At 49.8% G+C, this 18,340-nt stretch carries 17 protein-coding genes; 9 read left to right on the forward strand and 8 right to left on the reverse strand.

Annotation, left to right across the window (positions count from 1 at the left end; translation table 11 throughout):
- Positions 1-107: 107 nt before the first annotated feature.
- The 6 genes from KNV97_RS11825 to KNV97_RS11850 form a co-directional block, all read right to left on the reverse strand.
- Complete coding sequence (locus tag KNV97_RS11825) at positions 108-1,136, reverse strand: succinylglutamate desuccinylase (protein ID WP_218563199.1); 1,029 nt, start codon at positions 1,134-1,136, stop codon at positions 108-110.
- Positions 1,137-1,385: 249 nt separating this feature from the next.
- Positions 1,386-2,006 (reverse strand): histidine phosphatase family protein, encoded by a 621-nt coding sequence (locus KNV97_RS11830; protein ID WP_218563200.1) that lies wholly within the window; start codon positions 2,004-2,006, stop codon positions 1,386-1,388.
- Positions 2,003-2,548 (reverse strand): bifunctional adenosylcobinamide kinase/adenosylcobinamide-phosphate guanylyltransferase, encoded by a 546-nt coding sequence (cobU, locus tag KNV97_RS11835; RefSeq protein ID WP_136484026.1) that lies wholly within the window; start codon positions 2,546-2,548, stop codon positions 2,003-2,005. Before cobU ends, KNV97_RS11830 begins: the two co-directional genes overlap by 4 nt.
- A 7-nt stretch (positions 2,549-2,555) precedes the next feature.
- On the reverse strand, positions 2,556-3,368 hold the full coding sequence (locus KNV97_RS11840) for an adenosylcobinamide-GDP ribazoletransferase (protein ID WP_218563201.1): 813 nt from the start codon (positions 3,366-3,368) through the stop codon (positions 2,556-2,558).
- Positions 3,368-4,366, reverse strand: coding sequence for a nicotinate-nucleotide--dimethylbenzimidazole phosphoribosyltransferase (gene cobT, locus KNV97_RS11845; RefSeq protein ID WP_218563202.1), 999 nt, complete (start codon positions 4,364-4,366; stop codon positions 3,368-3,370). Before cobT ends, KNV97_RS11840 begins: the two co-directional genes overlap by 1 nt.
- Positions 4,367-4,407: 41 nt before the next feature.
- Positions 4,408-5,019 carry a flavin reductase family protein gene (locus KNV97_RS11850; protein WP_136484029.1) on the reverse strand — a complete coding sequence of 204 codons (612 nt, stop codon included), beginning with the start codon at positions 5,017-5,019 and terminating at the stop codon, positions 4,408-4,410.
- 477 nt (positions 5,020-5,496) lie between these two features.
- On the opposite strand from KNV97_RS11850, the gene KNV97_RS11855 reads away from it, so the two are divergent.
- The gene (locus tag KNV97_RS11855; protein WP_218563203.1) at positions 5,497-6,198 is read left to right on the forward strand and encodes an NAD(P)H-binding protein; all 702 of its coding nucleotides are present in this window, start codon (positions 5,497-5,499) and stop codon (positions 6,196-6,198) included.
- A 341-nt stretch (positions 6,199-6,539) separates the two neighbouring features.
- Entirely contained in the window at positions 6,540-7,916 is a 1,377-nt protein-coding gene (locus tag KNV97_RS11860) for an L-cystine transporter (RefSeq protein WP_136484031.1), read from the forward strand.
- A gap of 202 nt (positions 7,917-8,118) precedes the next feature.
- Here the strand turns inward: KNV97_RS11860 and KNV97_RS11865 are convergent, their stop codons facing one another.
- On the reverse strand, positions 8,119-9,168 hold the full coding sequence (locus KNV97_RS11865; RefSeq protein WP_136484032.1) for an NAD(P)-dependent alcohol dehydrogenase: 1,050 nt from the start codon (positions 9,166-9,168) through the stop codon (positions 8,119-8,121).
- A 276-nt stretch (positions 9,169-9,444) separates the two neighbouring features.
- The gene (locus KNV97_RS11870) at positions 9,445-11,067 is read right to left on the reverse strand and encodes a methyl-accepting chemotaxis protein (protein ID WP_218563204.1); all 1,623 of its coding nucleotides are present in this window, start codon (positions 11,065-11,067) and stop codon (positions 9,445-9,447) included.
- A gap of 422 nt (positions 11,068-11,489) precedes the next feature.
- Between KNV97_RS11870 and sbcB the strand changes: the two genes are divergently transcribed.
- From sbcB to purT, 7 genes are all read left to right on the forward strand, one after another.
- Positions 11,490-12,935, forward strand: a complete 1,446-nt coding sequence (sbcB, locus tag KNV97_RS11875; RefSeq protein WP_218563205.1) for an exodeoxyribonuclease I — start codon at positions 11,490-11,492, stop codon at positions 12,933-12,935.
- A 194-nt stretch (positions 12,936-13,129) separates the two neighbouring features.
- Positions 13,130-13,504: a CidA/LrgA family protein gene (locus KNV97_RS11880; RefSeq protein ID WP_218563206.1), complete on the forward strand. Its 375-nt coding sequence runs from the start codon at positions 13,130-13,132 to the stop codon at positions 13,502-13,504.
- Positions 13,495-14,175, forward strand: coding sequence for a CidB/LrgB family autolysis modulator (locus KNV97_RS11885; protein WP_136484036.1), 681 nt, complete (start codon positions 13,495-13,497; stop codon positions 14,173-14,175). The genes KNV97_RS11880 and KNV97_RS11885 overlap by 10 nt, the downstream gene beginning before the upstream one ends.
- A 219-nt stretch (positions 14,176-14,394) precedes the next feature.
- Complete coding sequence (cdd, locus tag KNV97_RS11890; RefSeq protein ID WP_218563207.1) at positions 14,395-15,285, forward strand: cytidine deaminase; 891 nt, start codon at positions 14,395-14,397, stop codon at positions 15,283-15,285.
- Between the two features lie 320 nt (positions 15,286-15,605).
- On the forward strand, positions 15,606-16,487 hold the full coding sequence (locus KNV97_RS11895; protein ID WP_218563208.1) for an AEC family transporter: 882 nt from the start codon (positions 15,606-15,608) through the stop codon (positions 16,485-16,487).
- A gap of 236 nt (positions 16,488-16,723) precedes the next feature.
- On the forward strand, positions 16,724-17,029 hold the full coding sequence (locus KNV97_RS22005) for a ferredoxin reductase domain-containing protein (RefSeq protein ID WP_256612992.1): 306 nt from the start codon (positions 16,724-16,726) through the stop codon (positions 17,027-17,029).
- Between the two features lie 108 nt (positions 17,030-17,137).
- A complete protein-coding gene (gene purT, locus KNV97_RS11905; protein ID WP_136484039.1) occupies positions 17,138-18,313 on the forward strand; it encodes a phosphoribosylglycinamide formyltransferase 2 in 1,176 nt (391 codons plus the stop codon).
- Positions 18,314-18,340 lie beyond the last annotated feature (27 nt).

Genomic DNA, 18,340 nt, shown 5'->3' on the forward strand with positions numbered 1-18,340 from the left:
CGATAAATAAGAATGGCCTAACATTAACGTTAAGCCACTCAAATAGAAAGAACTAACTTTGCTTGCAACCGACGCACCGCCGCATTAAGCGCGAGGCTGGTTACGCTTTAATCGTATACCAGTTGATCGTCTTCGTAACGAACATCAACTTTACACACCATCAAAGCGGCACGTTGACCAATCGCGACCCGGCGGTTGGGGAACACAATGGCTTCCCCTTCATTTTTCGCCATTAAAGGTTTATCACCATCATGACCGAACACTTCACCATGGACGAACGAAGTAAAGTTTTCGACTGCATCATCGAAACGGAAATCGAAATCGTCATGCAGACGCACAATGGTGCGACTGACCCGATACATGACTGCTTTTTTCGGTAAATGCTCGGAAGGTTCGCGCGAAATCAGGTCACGGGTTGCCAAATCAAAAGCAACCAGACGCTTCAAATCGTTCTCACCGATCCGGGCCACCTGGCCCAGTTCCAACGTCAGTGCCTGGGCACCAAATGTCTCAGCGCTATACCAGCTGAATGTCGCCGACGGGGCATTGGACAGCATCACCGCTTCAACATGAGCACTTTCAACAAAATCCATCAGGGCACGGCTGCGCACTGCATGGCGGGCGCGAGGGCTGACCGCAAACGAATAGTGTTTGGAACCACGGATCGCGCAGTGCAAATCAAGGTGCCAGCGCTGATCCATCGGCGTATCGGCAAAAAACTCATGCAGTAAGATTTTAAGCTGATCAGCAATCACCAGCTCAGTGCTGGTTTCTCGCGGCTTGTCATCGAAAAGGCGGTTAAGGTTCTCTTCGATAAAACGGGTGTGCTGATTGGTAGCTTGCGGATGCGCGATAATCAGCAATAGACGCTCGTTGACCGGCTGGAAACCGCTCATGATATCTTCAACCAGCTTATCAATGAGTTCCATCGGCGCGGTTTCATCGCCATGGATACCGGTAGAAATCACAATGTGTCGGGTTTCGTGGTCAAGCCGGGCCGGTATCACTTCGAGAATACCGCGCTCATGGAGCTTAAGTGTCACCCCGCCGCCAGTTTGCATTTCTGCTGCACTGACCGCCTGGTCGAGATCTAAACTGTCAAAAAGAAAAGATTGGCGAAATAGAGACTTCGTCATGCGCTACTCCTTTATTGCACAGCGGTATGTTAAAGAATTGTGCAGCCAAATTATGTTGGTACGATCCCACTTATGGAGACCTGTTGGCCGGGTTCAGTCAAAAACAGCGACTCTTTAAATGCCCACACCGAATCATCAGATAAAAACAACGGGGTGACGAATTGCTGGTTAGCGCGAATTCTATCACTAACTGCTTCAGATACTCTATATTGAATTAGTTCAATACGTTATCTTTTCATTCACTATGAATTACTCACCACTAACCGGCGGGGCCGAGAGCTCACTGCCAATACACTTCACGCTAACCACTGGTGGCTGAGCAGGATAGATATCCAGCCGGGTCAGCGTTTGATTACCAATCGCCAGTGAAGCGAACCAGGCCGGGTTACGCCAGTCCACCTTGAGAATATGCGCCAGTAACAGCCGGATCGTTCCGCCATGGGCGATAATCAGGCTGTTATCCTGCAAAGAAGGCAACCAACGCTGCCAGGCTGCCGTGACTCTTTGATAGCAAGCCTGTAATGTTTCGGCCTGTGGCAGAGGATTATCGGCAGGTGAACGCCAGAACGCTTCCAGCTCCGTCCAGTACGGCGCAAGATCATCAAAGCTGCGCCCGTCATACAGACCAAAATTCATCTCCTGAAAGTCAGCTTCCAGGCTGACAGGCAACTGCGGAGAGTGCTGCTGCAACAACAGCGCTAAATCGGCGCAGCGGCTAAGCGGCGAGCTGATCACCTGCTGAAAGTGGTACGCTTGCAACTGACTGGCTACCTCACGCTGACGCTCCGGTGCCACCAAAACATCAGTCCGGCCGTTTAAGGCCGCCGGACCTTGCGTTTTGGCATGCCGTAACAGGGACACCCGAATCATGAGGAACTCTTCAGTGTCAGTGGCAGACCTGCCGCGACTAACACAACGGAGTCTGCGACCGCGGCAATCGCCTGGTTCATCCAGCCTGCGTGGTCGACAAACAAACGGGAGACCTCGCCCATCGGCACCACCCCCATGCCAACCTCATTAGAAACTAACAGTACCGTGGCTTGCGTGCGCGCCAGAGACTGAGCCAGCTGTTCCACCTGCTGCCTGATTTGCGTGGCATTCATCGTCTGGCCATCATTGTAAATGACGTTATTAAGCCACAGAGTCAGACAGTCAACCAGCACCACATCGCCGGCTTGCATCTCAGCCAGAGTCTGAGCCAGTTGCGTCGGCGCTTCATGCTCTTGCCAGTCACCACCACGCTGCTGCTGGTGATGGACAATACGTTCACGCATCTCGTCATCAAACGCAATCGCGGTCGCTACGTAATGCAAACGCCCGTCCGGAGTACTGGCCAGATGCTGCCTGGCCTGACGCTCGGCATAGCTGGATTTACCGCTGCGGGCACCGCCCAGAATCAGATGAATGCTCATACAACCCCTACCAAAATGCGCATAGCACTCCTCCAAGAATGGTCATGCCGTTGTGTCCTAACCCAATCAAAAGGATGTAGAGCGCTAATTCAGTGATCTGCTGAACCCCGCCCAAACAGTCGCCGGTAAAGCCGCCCAAGCGCTTCATCAACCAGTGCTTCATTGCGTAGCGCAGACCTAAACAGATGAGCACAGCCCACAACCAGACCACTGCAGTGAATGCCAATAACGGCAAGAGACCACACAGACACAACACCACCAGTTCCAGGCGGCTCTGCCGGTTAGCTAACGGTTTGGATTTACTGCTGTTGGGATCGGAGACATAAGGCATGTCATAAATCAGCGTCGCGGCGACAGCGCGGCTTAAGGTGTAGCCAAGCAGCAGCACCGGAACCAGCGAGATTTGCCCGGCCAGCGTAGTCAGCAACACATACTTGCCAAGCAACGCCATGATCAGAGCTGATGCGCCGTAAGTGCCGATACGGCTGTCTTTCATGATCGTCAGGCGCCGTTCCAGCGTCATACCACCACCGATACCATCCGCCATATCGGTCAGGCCATCTTCATGAAATGCGCCGGTCAGCAGTAAGCTGGCTGCCATGGTCAGTAATATCGCGATATTAGTAGGCAGAAACTGGCTTAGTAAGCCATACACCGCGGCACAAATTGCCCCCAGCAGCAAACCGACCAGAGCGAAATAGCGCCCGGCCTGATTCATTCGCTCACTGCTGTAAGGTAAATTTCGGGGTACTGGCAGACGGGAAAAGAAGCTCACTGCCAGCAGAAACAGCTGGCAGTGATAAGTCATACCGCGCAGCATTACACGGTTACTCCTGCCTCAGCAAAGCTGGCCATTGAGTTGTAAAACTCAGCTGCGGCGCGCAGCAGAGGAACCGCCAGCACAGCGCCGGTGCCCTCGCCCAGACGCAGGTCCAGGTCAAGTAAAGGTTGCGCTTGCAGAAGTTCCAGCACCGCTTTGTGGCCTGACTCATGGGAACGATGGGCAAACAGCATATAATCGCGGCATTCAGGTTGGAGCAGAGTCGCAATATAAGCGGCAACAGTGACAATAAAGCCATCAACCAGAACCGGTGTGCGTTGTTCACAAGCCTCCAGAAAAGCGCCCACCATCTGCACTATCTCAAAGCCACCCACTTGTGCCAGGGCGGCTTTTGGATCCGCACGCTCACAACGGCTGACGCCCTGGGCAACCAACTGACACTTTTTCTGGTACTGCTGTGCGGAAATACCGGTGCCTAAACCAACACACTGTTCAACCGGTAAAGCACTCAATGCCGCCAATAATGCCGCTGCGCTGCTGGTATTCGCGATACCCATTTCACCAAACATCACCAGGTTAGATCCGGATTCAATTACCTGTCGGGTAATCCGACGGCCATACTCCAGCCCTTGCTCAACTTGATCTGCCGTCATTGCCGGCTGCTGCGCCAAGTTAGCGGTACGCTCACCCAGACGCTGCATCACAAAATCCTGATGGTCCGATTCCACTGGCATTAAAATGCCACAATCAATCACCTTCATGGCGACCTGGTTAGCACGACAGAAACAGTTAACGGCCGCTCCGCCAGCCAGAAAGTTCAGCACCATTTGTTGAGTGACAGCACTCGGTGCAATGCTGACCCCTTCATCGGCAATACCGTGGTCACCGGCAAATACCAACACTGTCGGTTGGTGAATCTCAATCTGAGTTGTCGCTTCACTGCGTCCCTGACTCTGAATCAAGGCAAGCTGCGCGGCAACAGTTTCTAATTGGCCAAGCGCGCCAAGCGGCTTAGTTTTTTGATCAATTCGCTGCATAATCGCATCGCGAAAAAGAGATCTAACATGTGTGTTCCTGATTATTTCGGTCGTTGAAAACTGAATACTTTATCCAATGTGGCATATTCACCACCGCCCAAACGGGACAGCGGGTTTAGTTTACGTGCATCGACCTTCAGCCCTTCGCCATGTTGCTCTGCGATGTAGCTGGCCAGATAGACTTTTTCTACCTTAGCGATCAGCAGAGTTTGCGGCGTCGCGCCGATTTCCTGAATCTCGTACAATGAGCAACCAAAGGCCACCGGACAATTACTGACTCTTGGCAGCGAAAATCCTTCAAATTCTTCCAGTTCAATATCGTTAGCGGTCACTTCTGACTCGCCATGCTCAAGCGTTGCCGCAGTGCGGGTAACGCTCTTAGCTAATGAGCCATTAGCAATATGGATCACCAACTTACGTGTTTTTTTCACGTTGACCGCAGTGTCCTTGATATCTCCATTGGGCTTTTTACCAATCGAAATCATCAACAGAGGCGGATTACTCGACACCGGAGTAAAATAAGAAAAAGGCGCCAGATTGAAATTATCTTCCTGAGATTCGGTTAATACCCATGCGATGGGACGAGGGACGACGGTCTGTGTCATTAAATGATAAATGTTAGCCGGGTCCCACTGACTTAAATCAATATACATACAATTTATCCGTAAATTGGGTAAACACATTAAGATGAAGTCTTTTAGGCAGTCTAACCGTAATCGTTTACCGATAACAAACGAAACCCACTCGCCAGCCTATTTAAATCACAAAATCGATCAAACATTCACCATCGGATATGTAAAAAGTTGCTCAGAAACTTAATAAGTGGTTGATAGAAATATGGTCTACACTAATTAATGACAAACCATCCTATCAAGGAGATGTTATGTTTGCTAATCAACGTTCACAAAAACAACCCGCAAAGCCTTCTGACCATAAGAAAAGCCATCAGGTCCCTCTGGGTTTAACATAACTGTGATGCTCTTTAAGACCGCCATTATCGTGTGTCTGTTAAACATCCATACACTCACCAACCGACTGTTAACTCACTAACTGTTTCAGTCACGCCGGCTCACCCTACAGCGACAGCAATGAATCATCATCACTCAGACAAAAAGGTACCTTCACCACCTATGGTTTCATCAGCTAAACCTACTCATTGCGTTATGATTGCCGGAGCCAGCGGATTGGTCGGCTCACATACTCTGGACCAGTTACTGCGGCATGCGGCGATCGATCAGGTCATCGCCCTTACCCGCTTTCCTCTCAAGGTTCAGCATGACAAACTGAGCGAAGTGATTTCGCCAGTGCTTGACACCAAAGACGGGGTAAAAGCGGCCATAACAATACAACTTGGCATCATCGCTTTAGGCACCACCCTTAAACAAGCCGGTTCAAAGTCTGCGCTGGAGTTGGTGGACTATACCTTGGTGTGTCAGGTCGCCCAACGCATGAAAGAGGCAGGAGTCACCCGTTTAGCGGTGGTATCCAGTTATGGGGCCAGTCCCAACTCAATGTCGCATTATCTGCGGTGCAAAGGGAGAGCTGAACAGACCATCAGTCAAATGGGGTTTGAACAGGTTATCTTTGTACGCCCCGGCCCTTTACTCGGAAAGCGGAAAGAAATTCGGGCCAGTGAGCTATGGTTGCAGCGCTTCATGACGTTTGGCCGATACCTGATGTTAGGCGAGTTAAAAAATTTTATTCCGATCTCAGCGAAAGATGTCGCTGCCGTGATGATAGACGGATTATTGAATGACCAGCACGCACCTGTTACGTGCTTAAATTCACAAGCCATGTGCCGGGTGCTAACCAAGACCGATAAATCGTTATAAGCACGTATTCCTTTTCGGACTGCTCATTCTTTCTGGGTGAGCTTTGGTTACTGCCCGTCAACACGTCCGCCAAGCCCAGTAGACACTCACTTTATTACCAGTGAATAAAAAATAGGCAAATTAACCAGAATTCACCGACAACACCCAAATAAAACACCAGCAATATAACTTTTAATTATAAATAATTCGGTTTTTATCTTTTCTATTTGAAATCATCCTCGCTAGAGTGCGCCCTGAATCACTGACTCTCTTGTATATCCAATGCAATTCGTCTTAATTGCATCGACGAGTTCCAGCCTGGTCTGGCTCGTGGATATAACCCCAATTTAAGGATTTTGACCATGTCATTTGCCTCTATCGCAGCGATTGCGGTATTTGTCGGCATTCTGTTCTTCCTATTCGGACAACAGAAAAAGTCACACACCCTGTCTCGTATGGTTTTAATGGGCCTGGTACTGGGCAGCGTTTTTGGCCTTGCCCTGCAACTTATCTTCGGAGAAGGCAGCCCTGTCATCAGCGATACTCTGTCATGGGTTGCTATCGTTGGTAACGGCTACGTTGGCCTGCTTAAGATGGTAATCATGCCACTGGTGCTGGTTTCCATGATTTCAGCCGTGGTTAAACTGGATAAGAACGGTTCACTGGGAAAAATCTCCGGTCTGACTATTTTTGTTCTGCTGATCACAACAGCGATCTCAGCACTGATCGGTATCTTTGTGGCTCAGGCTTTTGGCCTGACCGCTGCCGGACTGACTGAAGGTGCGCGCGAAACCGCACGTATCGCTGTACTGGAAAGCCGCGCTTCTACTGTGGCTGATTTAACTATTCCGCAGATGCTGTTGAGCTTTATTCCGACCAACCCGTTTGCCGATCTCACTGGCGCCCGCTCAACTTCGATCATTGCCGTGGTAATTTTTGGGGTGCTGGTCGGCATTGCGGCCCGTAAAGTAATCATCGAAAAAGAACAGCTGGAAACGCCTATCCGTACTTTCGTTGAAGCAATTCAATCGATTGTGATGCGTCTGGTTAAAATGATCATGGCACTGACGCCTTACGGCATTGCCGCTCTGATGGCGAAAGTTGTCGCTACCTCAAGTGCAGGTGACATCCTCAACCTACTGGGCTTTATCGTTGCCTCTTACATTGCTATCGCCCTGATGTTTGTGGTGCACGGCATTCTGGTCTCGTTTGTCGGTGTCAATCCGAAAACCTACTTCAAGAACATCTGGCCAGTACTGACTTTCGCTTTTACATCACGCAGCTCAGCCGCCACCATTCCTCTTAACGTGGAAGCGCAGATCACCAAACTGAATGTGTCTCCGGCAATTGCCAACCTGTCTGCGTCATTTGGTGCCACGATTGGTCAGAACGGCTGTGCGGGTATCTATCCTGCCATGCTGGCTGTGATGGTGGCTCCGACAATGGGCATCAACCCGCTTGATATTCAGTTCATTCTGTCACTGGTTGCGATTATCACCATCAGTTCGTTTGGGATCGCCGGTGTCGGCGGCGGTGCCACCTTCGCAGCACTGATCGTACTGCCAGCAATGGGCTTGCCTGTCACTATCGCAGCCCTGCTGATTTCAATTGAACCGTTAATTGATATGGCCCGTACTGCACTTAACGTTTCGGGCGCGATGACAGCGGGTACCATTACCAGCCGCGTGCTGAACCAAACCGCTGATAAACAGAGCCAAGGTGAACAGGCGTTGGCCTAAACATCCTGTCCCGCAATTCAAAGCCGACGCTCAGCCGTCGGCTTTTTATTATTGTGGACCGTCTAGTCACGCTGCCATGCCGCGTGGTAGCTGTGTCATAAAAAGCAGAAGCATGCGAAATCACAGGTACAAAAAAGGAAGCCTTTCGGCTTCCTTCAAACTATTTGAATCTGAGTGCAATGCACCCTTTCATCATTCCCGATTATTCAGCGCTCAGAGACGCCATATCGATAACGAAACGGTGAGCAAGGTCACCTTGTGCCAGACGTTCAAATGCAGTGTTGATTTGATCGATATTGATCATTTCACACTCTGGGTACACGTCGTGCTTAGCACAGAAATCCAGAACTTCCTGAGTTTCTTTAATACCACCGATCAATGAACCTGCAACGCGGCGGCGGCCCATAACCAGAGGTATCGTCAGTGGCTCATCCATCAGACCAATTTGGCCAACAATAACCAGAGTACCATCGACATCCAGCAGCGGAGTGTAGATGTTCAGGTCATGCTTCACTGGCGCAGTATCAACGATCAGGTCAAATGACGATGCAGAAGCTTTCATCTCTTCAGCGTCTGTCGATGCCAGGATTTTCTTCGCACCGATAGCAACTGCTTCTGCTTCTTTCTTCTTGGTACGGCTGATTACCGTAACTTCAGCGCCCATTGCCACAGCCAGTTTAACTGCCATGTGACCCAGACCGCCCAGACCGATTACCGCAACGCGAGAGCCTTCACCGACATTCCAGGTACGCAGTGGAGAGAACGTGGTGATACCTGCACACAGAATAGGTGCAGTTTTTGACATATCCATGTTTTCTGGCACTGAAAGAACAAACTCTTCACGTACGACGATGTGCTTAGAGTAACCACCTTGAGTGATATCACCAGTTTGACGATCCGGCGCACCGTAAGTTGGTGTCATACCGTTACGGCAGTACTGCTCTTCACCATGTGAACACTGGTCACATTCCATGCAGCTATCAACCATACAGCCCACTGCAACACGATCACCAACGTTATACTTAGTGACGTCAGAACCAATAGAAGTAACCACACCTACGATTTCGTGACCTGGTACCAGCGGGTAAGGCTGTGGACCCCAGTCGCCATTCACAGTGTGCAGATCTGAGTGACACACACCACTGTATAAGATTTCAATCGCAACGTCATTTGAGCGAAGATCACGACGCTCAAAGTGGTAAGGTACTAGCGCTGAATCAGCGGAGTGAGCCGCATATCCTAAAGTTTTCATTGATTTCCAACCTCTCGTTGTATCTATGAGTTTTTCGTAACATGCCCGAAGACATAAAGCCATTATCCAATAATAGATACTCAATTGGGCATACCCAATTTTATTTTTCTTTTGCCCATTCCTACAAAATTGTCCATAAACACTCAGTTGTCGCTCGGAAATCTGCCACAAAGCATCACTCCAACCGCAAAATGAGTTTTACGACGACGAAAAAAAATCCGGCCTGGCTGGCCGGATTGAAGATTCAAGCGAGACGCTGAGAGTGGCGTTCAGTCATCAGAATTTGAAGCGTTTCACCAACTGATTCAGGTGCTCGGCCAGTTTGGCTAATTCAGTACTCGAGGCTGAAGTTTGGTCGGCCCCGGCAGACGTCTGCATCGACAAGTCGCGGATGTGCACCAGGTTCTGGTCCACTTCTCTCGCCACCGTAGACTGCTCTTCAGCGGCACTGGCGATCGTCGCATTCTGGTCATTGATGCTGGAAATCAGTGAGGAGATCTCTTCGAATGCCGCACCAGCTGCATTGGCTACATTCAGGGTTGAACTCGCCATCTCATTACTGTTATGCATATTCTGCACTGCTTTGTCGGTTTCCGCGCCCACTTCCGCAATCATCACCTCGATATCCTTAGTGGAAGTTTGGGTACGATGCGCCAGAGCGCGCACTTCATCCGCCACGACAGCAAATCCACGGCCATTTTCCCCGGCCCGCGCCGCTTCAATGGCCGCATTCAGTGCCAGCAGATTGGTCTGGTCAGCGATATTGCGGATAACATCCAGCACCGAGCTAATTTGTCGGATACTGTCAGCCAGCGCAATAACACTTTGCTCTGACAGCTGAATCTCATTTTTCAACGTATCGACCGTACTGATGGTCTCTACGATCTTCACTTTACCCTGCTGAGTTTTACTGTCCACAACCTCTGCATTGTTACTGGCCGAGTTCGCCGAACGAGCGACTTCATCAATAGCACTGGTCAGTTCGCTCACCGCCGTTGCCGCCAGGTTAACCTGGTCACTTTGCTGTTCGATAGTCGACGACGATTGCTTGGTCACTGCGCTGAGCTCTTCAGAGGTAGTAGCAAGTTGTTGTGACGAGTCTGAAATCAGTGACATCGCTTCTTTAAGCTGGTTTTGCATGTCGGTTAAGGCACGCATCATGTCTGCCGCTTCATCGCGATGATCATCAGAAAAACGTTGGGTCAAATCACCGGTCGCAATGGTTTGAGCGATAGTCACGGCACGACGTAACGGAGTAACCAGGCTGCGGGTGTAGAAAAAGGCGAGCAGCACCATAACCACAAGCGATGCCACAATACCACCTATCATCCAAACCTTGGAGCTTTGGTAATTTTCGGTTGCCGAATTGTTTTCCTGTTCTGCTCTTTCTCGTTGAAAACGGCTGTATTCATCAATCGCATTCTTGAGGACAGTGGCCGCAATTGACACAACCTCCTCTCGATAGTCGGTTGCAGGCTCCATATTACCTATCACGGATAATTCATACAGGCGAGGCAGCGTGGCTAAGAAGTCATCATTTAACTGCACAACGTTGCGGTAAATCGCCTGAGATTCCGATGAGCTCGAATACTGCTGCATTTTTTGCTCAGACTTGTCATAGTTCGCGGAAATACTATTGATATCCTGGACAATTTTATCCATCTGCTGTTGAGTATCGGCATCCGATAGCTGAGCAATACGCAGTTGCATTAACAAAATATCGCGACGCATGTCATTGACGGTCGCAATAGCCGGCATCCGGTGCTCGGTCAGGACATCAGTGATCGTATTCAATTTGGACAGCTGCGAAACGGAGAAAAGCCCTAAAGCCAAAATGATCAGCCCCAAAAATCCAAATGCCACTGAGGTTCGAACCCCGATCCTCAAATTTCTACTCATATTTCCTTACTCCCAATTGACTGCCTCCGCTATTTATCCGGAGTACAGCCGATACATTAATTCGTTGCTGAATAGACAAACACAGCGTCCTGAAGCCCCGAAGCCGAGACTGTCGTGACGTCTCACTCACAATAGGCAAAATTTACGCATTAGTCATCAACTGTATGTCCCTTTTTAACCAAGCGTATTATGTCTTTAACCAGACATAGTATGTTTTTCAACAAACGCATATCGTCCTGTCGGTAATACAAACCAATAGGGGAAAGGAATCATGGAATATTGTCACAAAGGCTAATAGCACCATTGTAACCCCTGCTCAGGTACAATATCATGGCTCATCTATGATGCTCGTCACAGATGCCTGATTAGCTTAGACAAGAAAATACATATAATACATTAACTTAGAAAATATAAGGTTTGGCGTGAAAGACACCGCACCCCACCAGCAGCAAGATCATCAACCGACATTCTTCTTTTTCGACTACGAAACCTGGGGCACCAGTCCGGCGAAAGACAGACCAAGCCAGTTTGCTGGCGTACGTACCGATAAAGATTTCAATATCATTGGTGAACCACTGGTGATTTACTGTCAGTTACCCAGTGATTACCTGCCTGGTCCGGAAGCGGCGCTGATCACGGGCATCACTCCACAGAAAGCAATGTCACAAGGCCTGCCTGAACCTGAATTTATTGCCCGTATCCATCAGGAACTGTCGACCCCCAACACGACCAGTCTGGGCTATAACAGCATTCGTTTTGATGACGAGGTAACCCGTTACACCTGCTACCGCAACTTCTTTGACCCTTATGCCTGGAGCTGGCAAAACGGTAATTCACGCTGGGATCTGCTGGATGTAATGCGAGCCTGTCATGCTCTTCGTCCTCAGGGTATAGAATGGCCGGAGAATGAAGACGGTTTCACCAGCTTTAAGCTTGAGCACTTATCCAAAGCCAACGGTATCGAGCATGAGAACGCCCACGATGCAATGGCAGACGTTATCGCGACTATCGAGCTGGCTAAGAAAGTGAAAGCCGCCCAACCCAAACTGTTTGATTATTTCTACTCGATGCGAACCAAGCGCAAGCTGAATGAACTGATCGACATCGTTAATATGACGCCGCTGATGCATGTTTCCGGCATGCTGGGACGTGAGTGCCAGTATACCAGTTGGGTCGTCCCCGTTGCCTGGCATCCGACTAACCAGAACGCCGCCATCGTTGTTGATCTGGCCAAAGATCCACAGCCACTGCTCGACTTAGATGTCGATGCTCTGCACGCCCGTATGTATACACGACACGATGAACTGGGCCCGGATGAACTGCCGGTACCGGTCAAATTGATTCATCTGAATAAATGTCCGATTCTGGCGCCAGCCAAAACCCTGACGGCAGAAAATGCCGATCAGATTGGGATTGATCGTCAGCAGTGTCTGGCTAATCTGGCACTGATTCGTCAACATCCGGAAATCAGGGAAAAACTGATTGGCCTGTTTAATATTGAGCGCGAATTCGATAACAATCACGATGTGGATACCCAGCTTTACAATGGTTTCTTCTCACCCACCGACAAAGCGTCGATGGATATCATCCGCTCAACGAACCCTGAGTTTCTGGGAGAGCTGGGCATCACATTCAGTGACCCGAGAATTGAACCTTTGCTGTTCCGTTACCGTGCCCGCCACTACCCATGGACACTAAACGAAAGCGAACAGCGTCGCTGGAACGCACATTGCCGGGAGTACTTTGAAACTCATCTGCCCGACTATATGCTGAACCTGGAAAACTTAGTTCACGAACATGAGAGTGACAGCAAAAAAATAGCCATATTAAAATCTGTCTATCAATATGTAGAAAAACTAGCCAGTTAGACGCAGGGTACAAAGTGCTTGTATTGAAGGGGCCAAGGCCCCTGATTTCTTTTAAGTTAACAGGCCGGTCTTTAATTGTTCCACAAACTTGTTAGTTGATTCACAAAACGTTTAGTTGATCCATAAAACGTTTAGTTGATTCACCCTCTTTTTAATTGACTTATCAGGTCAGAAATGGATAACGGCTGATATTCATGGCAAAAACCATCGCACAATATATTGTTTCATTCTTACTGATTTTTCTCTGCCTGCTGGCAGGTACCAATCTGCAGAGCTGGCTGGAAGTCTCTATTCCGGGCAGCATTATCGGCATGCTGATTTTATTCGGCCTGCTGGCCAGCGGCCTGGTACCAGTCGCCTGGGTTAAGCCGGGAGCCAACATCTTTATTCGCTATATGGTTCTGTTGTTTGTACCGGTCAGCGTCGGCTTAATGGTTCACCTTGATATGCTGGCCGCCAATATCTGGATCATTCTTGCCAGCGCCATCGGCGGCACAACGCTGGTCATAGTCACACTGGGATTCATCCTCGATCGACTACTAAAAAAAGGTAAAAAATCATGTGGTTAATCGTTACGATACTGGTTTTCTTCTTTGCCCGCTGGGTCGCAAAGAAAGCGCGTTCTCCTTTTGTGAATCCGCTTTTAGTCTGTATTGCCATACTTATCCCACTGCTACTGACGTTAAAAGTCCCCTTTGATACTTACTATGCTGATAACCGTTGGATCAGCTACCTGTTGCAACCTGCGGTGGTCGCACTGGCATTTCCGCTTTACGAGCAGCTGCCACAAATCCGTGCCAACTGGCGTATCATTACACTGGCCTGCGGGATAGGCAGCGTGATGTCGATGCTCAGCGCCAGCTTGATCGCAGTTTATATGCACGCTGACATCACTTTAATTGCCGCCTTAATGGCCAAATCGGTGACAACTCCCATTGCAATGGAAGTGGCCAGCAATCTCGGTGGTGAGCCGTCGGTTGCCGCTATCATGGTCCTGCTGGTTGGTTTGTTTGGTGCCATCATGGCCTATCCAATCTACAACCTGCTCAATATTTCCCATCCTATCGCCAAAGGGCTGACCATGGGCACGGTTTCGCACGCGCTCGGGACTGCGACCTGTGCGGAGAAAGATCCCCGTGATGCAGCATTCAGTTCTTTGGCACTAGTGGTCTGTGGTGTCATCACTTCGATTCTGGCGCCGACCGTTTTCAGCCTGGCGCTCTGGCTGTCCAACCTCTAACGTTATTCTCTGGCCACTGCTCATACTCTCTTCACTCGCCCGGCCTTCTCTCACAGAGGCCGGGCTAGGCTGTTATGCCTCGCTGCAATCGATACCATGTGTGACGTCACTCTAATTATGAAATATTAAAATACGTTACATTTATTTAAGTGATATTGATCACATCCATTTGGTGTCAGTTGCCTAAAATACACTTCAATACACCAATAAGGATTGAGTATGAAAAGCCGTATTGAACAGGCGCTGGCAGGCATGCCACAACCCGTCAGAGAATATCTGGCTCCGATTGTGCTGGCTGATGACTTTGACGCGACTTTGTCTTCCGATCAATTTGACCAGTTACTTACCATCGCGGAAATGAGCGATGCCGAACTGCGTGTCGCCTTACTGCCACTAGCAGCTGCATACGCCTACGTGCCAATTTCGGAATTTTATGTCGGTGCGATCGTGCGCGGTCTGTCCGGTCGCCTCTATTTCGGCGGTAACATGGAGTTTTCAGGCGCACAACTGAACCAGACCATTCATGCAGAACAAGCAGCCATCAGCCATGCCTGGATGAAAGGCGAAGAAGGATTGGCTGATGTCACCGTCAACTACAGTCCCTGCGGCCACTGCCGTCAGTTTATGAATGAGCTCAACACGTCGCAAACACTGACAATTCAGTTACCGGAACGCGAAGAAAAGTCACTGCAATACTATCTGCCTGAATCGTTCGGCCCTTCAGATCTTGGCATTAAGTCCGCTCTGATGGCCAAAGTTGACCATGGCAAAGTCAGCGACGAAGATGATACGTTACTGCAACACGCTCTCCGTGCACTGAATAGCAGCCACGCGCCTTACACCAACAACCTGAGTGGTGTAGCACTGCAAACTCAAAACGGGCATGTTTATCTGGGTTCATATGCAGAGAATGCGGCATTCAACCCCAGCCTGCCACCACTTCAGGTTGCTCTGATTCAGGTTCGCATGGCCGGCGAAGAGTTTGAGCAGATCCAGGCTGCAGCCCTGGTTGAAATGAACTCAGGTCGCATCAGCCATCTGGCCGCAACCCAGTCAACGCTGGAAGTCATCCATCCTGATATCCCAATGACCTATCTGTCACTGGACTGAAGCCATAACTCGTCTTCAATGGATAAACACATTTCAGGACGACATCGCCGCTAGCAAAAAGCCAGACTTGAAGTCTGGCTTTTTCTGTTTTACTTGGCTTAAACTGAGCCGCTCACTTCTCTCTCGGCTACTGTGAGCCGAACGTCTGCAGGGTCTGCTCTGTACCATCGGCTTGTACAAGTAATAACCCAGAATTTCATCTCACTCATCTAACATTCAGGATTGTTATCCAGCACGACGACCTGAACCTAAAAGCCTGATAGTTTTAAACATCGTCATCACACATGGCGCTATCGTCAGCACTGAAGAAAAGGATTTCTATGTTTGCGCAGGTTGTTAGTATTCTCTTTCCTGTTATGGCCCTGGTTGCGGTCGGGTTTGCCATCGGCTATTGGCTCAAACCCGACTTTCGCCCCATCAACCGCATTAACATGGATGCCTGTCTGCCGGCCCTGGTGTTCTCATCGCTCTCGACCATGCCGCTCAGTGACGGGCAGTTGCCCTTAATTTATGCTTCTCTTATTGCGGTACTGGTACCGGGTCTGCTGATGGTGCCGATTTGCCGTCTGGGTGGCTGGAATTTTAAAGCCTGGGCGCCGCTGCATATGTTTCGTAATAGCGGGAATCTGGCTATTCCACTCTTTACATATACCTTCGGTGATGCCGCACTCTCTTCGGCTGTGCTGCTGTTTGTGGTTTCCGCGTGCCTGCACATCAGTCTGGGGCTGGCTCTGCTCAGCAAAGGCGGTTCGCTGCGCCAGATCCTGACCGCACCGGTATTTATTGCCGCAGCCACCGCAATGGCTTTGAATCTTACTGGCAGCCAGGTTTGGTCACCGCTGCATGAAGCAACAGCACTGCTTGGCCAGGCTGCGGTGCCCGTGATGCTGCTGTCGCTGGGTTCGCAAATGACGAATCTGCGCTTGTCCGGATTAAAAGTCGGCGTCATTGCAACCCTGCAGTCACTGGTTACCGGCGCGATTGCGTTTGCCTGTATCTACTATTGGGTCCCCTTACCTCAAATGCAGTTGCAGATGATGGTGCTCTTCACCATGTTGCCTCCCGCGGTAATGAACTATCTCTTTGCTGAGCGTTTTCATATAGAACCGGAACACGTTGCCTCTATGGTGTTATTTGGTAATTTTTTCTGTGTGCTCACTCTGCCACTGTTATTAGTTTTCGCGTTTTCTTTGGCGAGTTAAAAATAATCACTCTCGCTTGCATTATCGATTATTAATAGTTATGCACATGACATCTGATTTTTAATCAAAAACTTAGGCGACTATACCCATCAACTGTTTGAGCAAGTGTCAGTGAATCAAACGGTCAGAGTCGAGGGAGGCTACGGACGCTTTCAGATCCCCGGCATGAGCAGCAAGTCTGGATTGGTGCGGGTATCGGCATTGTCCCGTTTCTCGCCTGGTTACAGGCACTGCGGATAACACCTTCGTCATCAGGGCGTCACATCGAACTGTTTTACTGCCGTGAAAATGAAAATCAGCGCTACTTTGTCCAGTTGCTGGGTAAATTGGTACAAGTTTTACCAAAGGTAACCCTGCATGTTTACACGGCAAGTCAGAATCAATACCTGTGCGCAGAGAGAGTTGCCCGGCAACTCGACCTGGCCCGCTCCAGTGTCAGCTTCTGTGGTCCGGTCGGATTTGGTCGCAGTCTCAAAAACCAACTGGTAAACATGGGATTAGCTAAGCATTGTTTCTATTCTGAGCGTTTCGTCATGCGATAAGATTACAGCATACCACTCTTGCGCAAACGTTTGCTTTTTTATTTGGATCCAGTATCATTACGCTGTTTTCGCTAAAGTCATAAGCATTTTTATAAGGATTCTTTCTGTATGTTCGGGACTGCAACTCGAGAAAGCGCAACGCGCGTACTGTTACTGGGCTCTGGTGAGCTGGGCAAAGAAGTAGCGATTGAATGTCAGCGCTTAGGGCTGGAAGTGATCGCCTGCGATCGCTACGCCAACGCACCGGCTATGCAAATCGCTCACCGCAGTCATGTGTTTGACATGCTTGATGCTGACGCACTGCAGAAAGTGATCGAACTGGAACAACCCCACTATGTGGTTCCGGAAATCGAAGCCATTGCGACCAGCAAACTGGTAGAACTTGAAGCTCAGGGCCTGAATGTGGTGCCGACCGCAAATGCCACTCGCCTGACCATGAATCGTGAAGGTATCCGTCGCCTGGCTTCTGAAGATCTGGCGCTGCCAACGTCTCCTTACCGCTTCGCTGACAGCTATGAGGACTTTATTGCTGCTGTTGAATTCGTGGGTATTCCATGCGTGTGTAAGCCAGTTATGAGCTCATCAGGCAAAGGCCAGAGTGTAATCAAAACTGCACAAGATATCGATAAAGCCTGGCAATACGCCCAGGAAGGTGGCCGCAGCGGTGCCGGACGCGTAATCGTCGAAGGCTTTATCGACTTTGACTACGAAATTACCCTGCTGACCGTGCGCGCAGTGGATGGCGTGCATTTCTGTGCACCAATCGGTCACCGCCAGGAAGATGGCGACTATCGTGAGTCATGGCAGCCACAAGCCATGTCTGAAAATGCGCTTAAAGCGGCAGAATACGTCGCAGAACAGATCGTTAACGCGCTAGGTGGCTACGGTTTGTTCGGTGTGGAACTGTTTGTCAAAGGTGACCAGGTTATCTTTAACGAAGTGTCACCTCGTCCGCATGACACCGGCATGGTGACCCTGATTTCTCAGGATGTGTCCGAGTTTGCTCTGCACGTCCGTGCTTTCACCGGCCTGCCAATTGGTCAGATTACCCAATACGGCCCGTCCGCTTCAGCGGCTATTCTGGGTCAGGGTCAGTCTGGCGATATCCGCTTCTCGGGTCTGCAGGATGCGCTCAGCGTTACTCAGTCTCAACTGCGTTTGTTTGGTAAACCGGAAATCAACGGTCGCCGCCGTCTGGGTGTCGCGCTGACACGTGGTAAAGATACCACTCAGGCGACTGATCGTGCGATTGAATGTGCTAAACAGGTAAAAATTGAATACTAACGGGACAGTATCCGTATTCGCTGAATA

Origin of the sequence: Vibrio ostreae (genome assembly GCF_019226825.1) — a bacterium.
Lineage (GTDB): Bacteria > Pseudomonadota > Gammaproteobacteria > Enterobacterales > Vibrionaceae > Vibrio > Vibrio ostreae.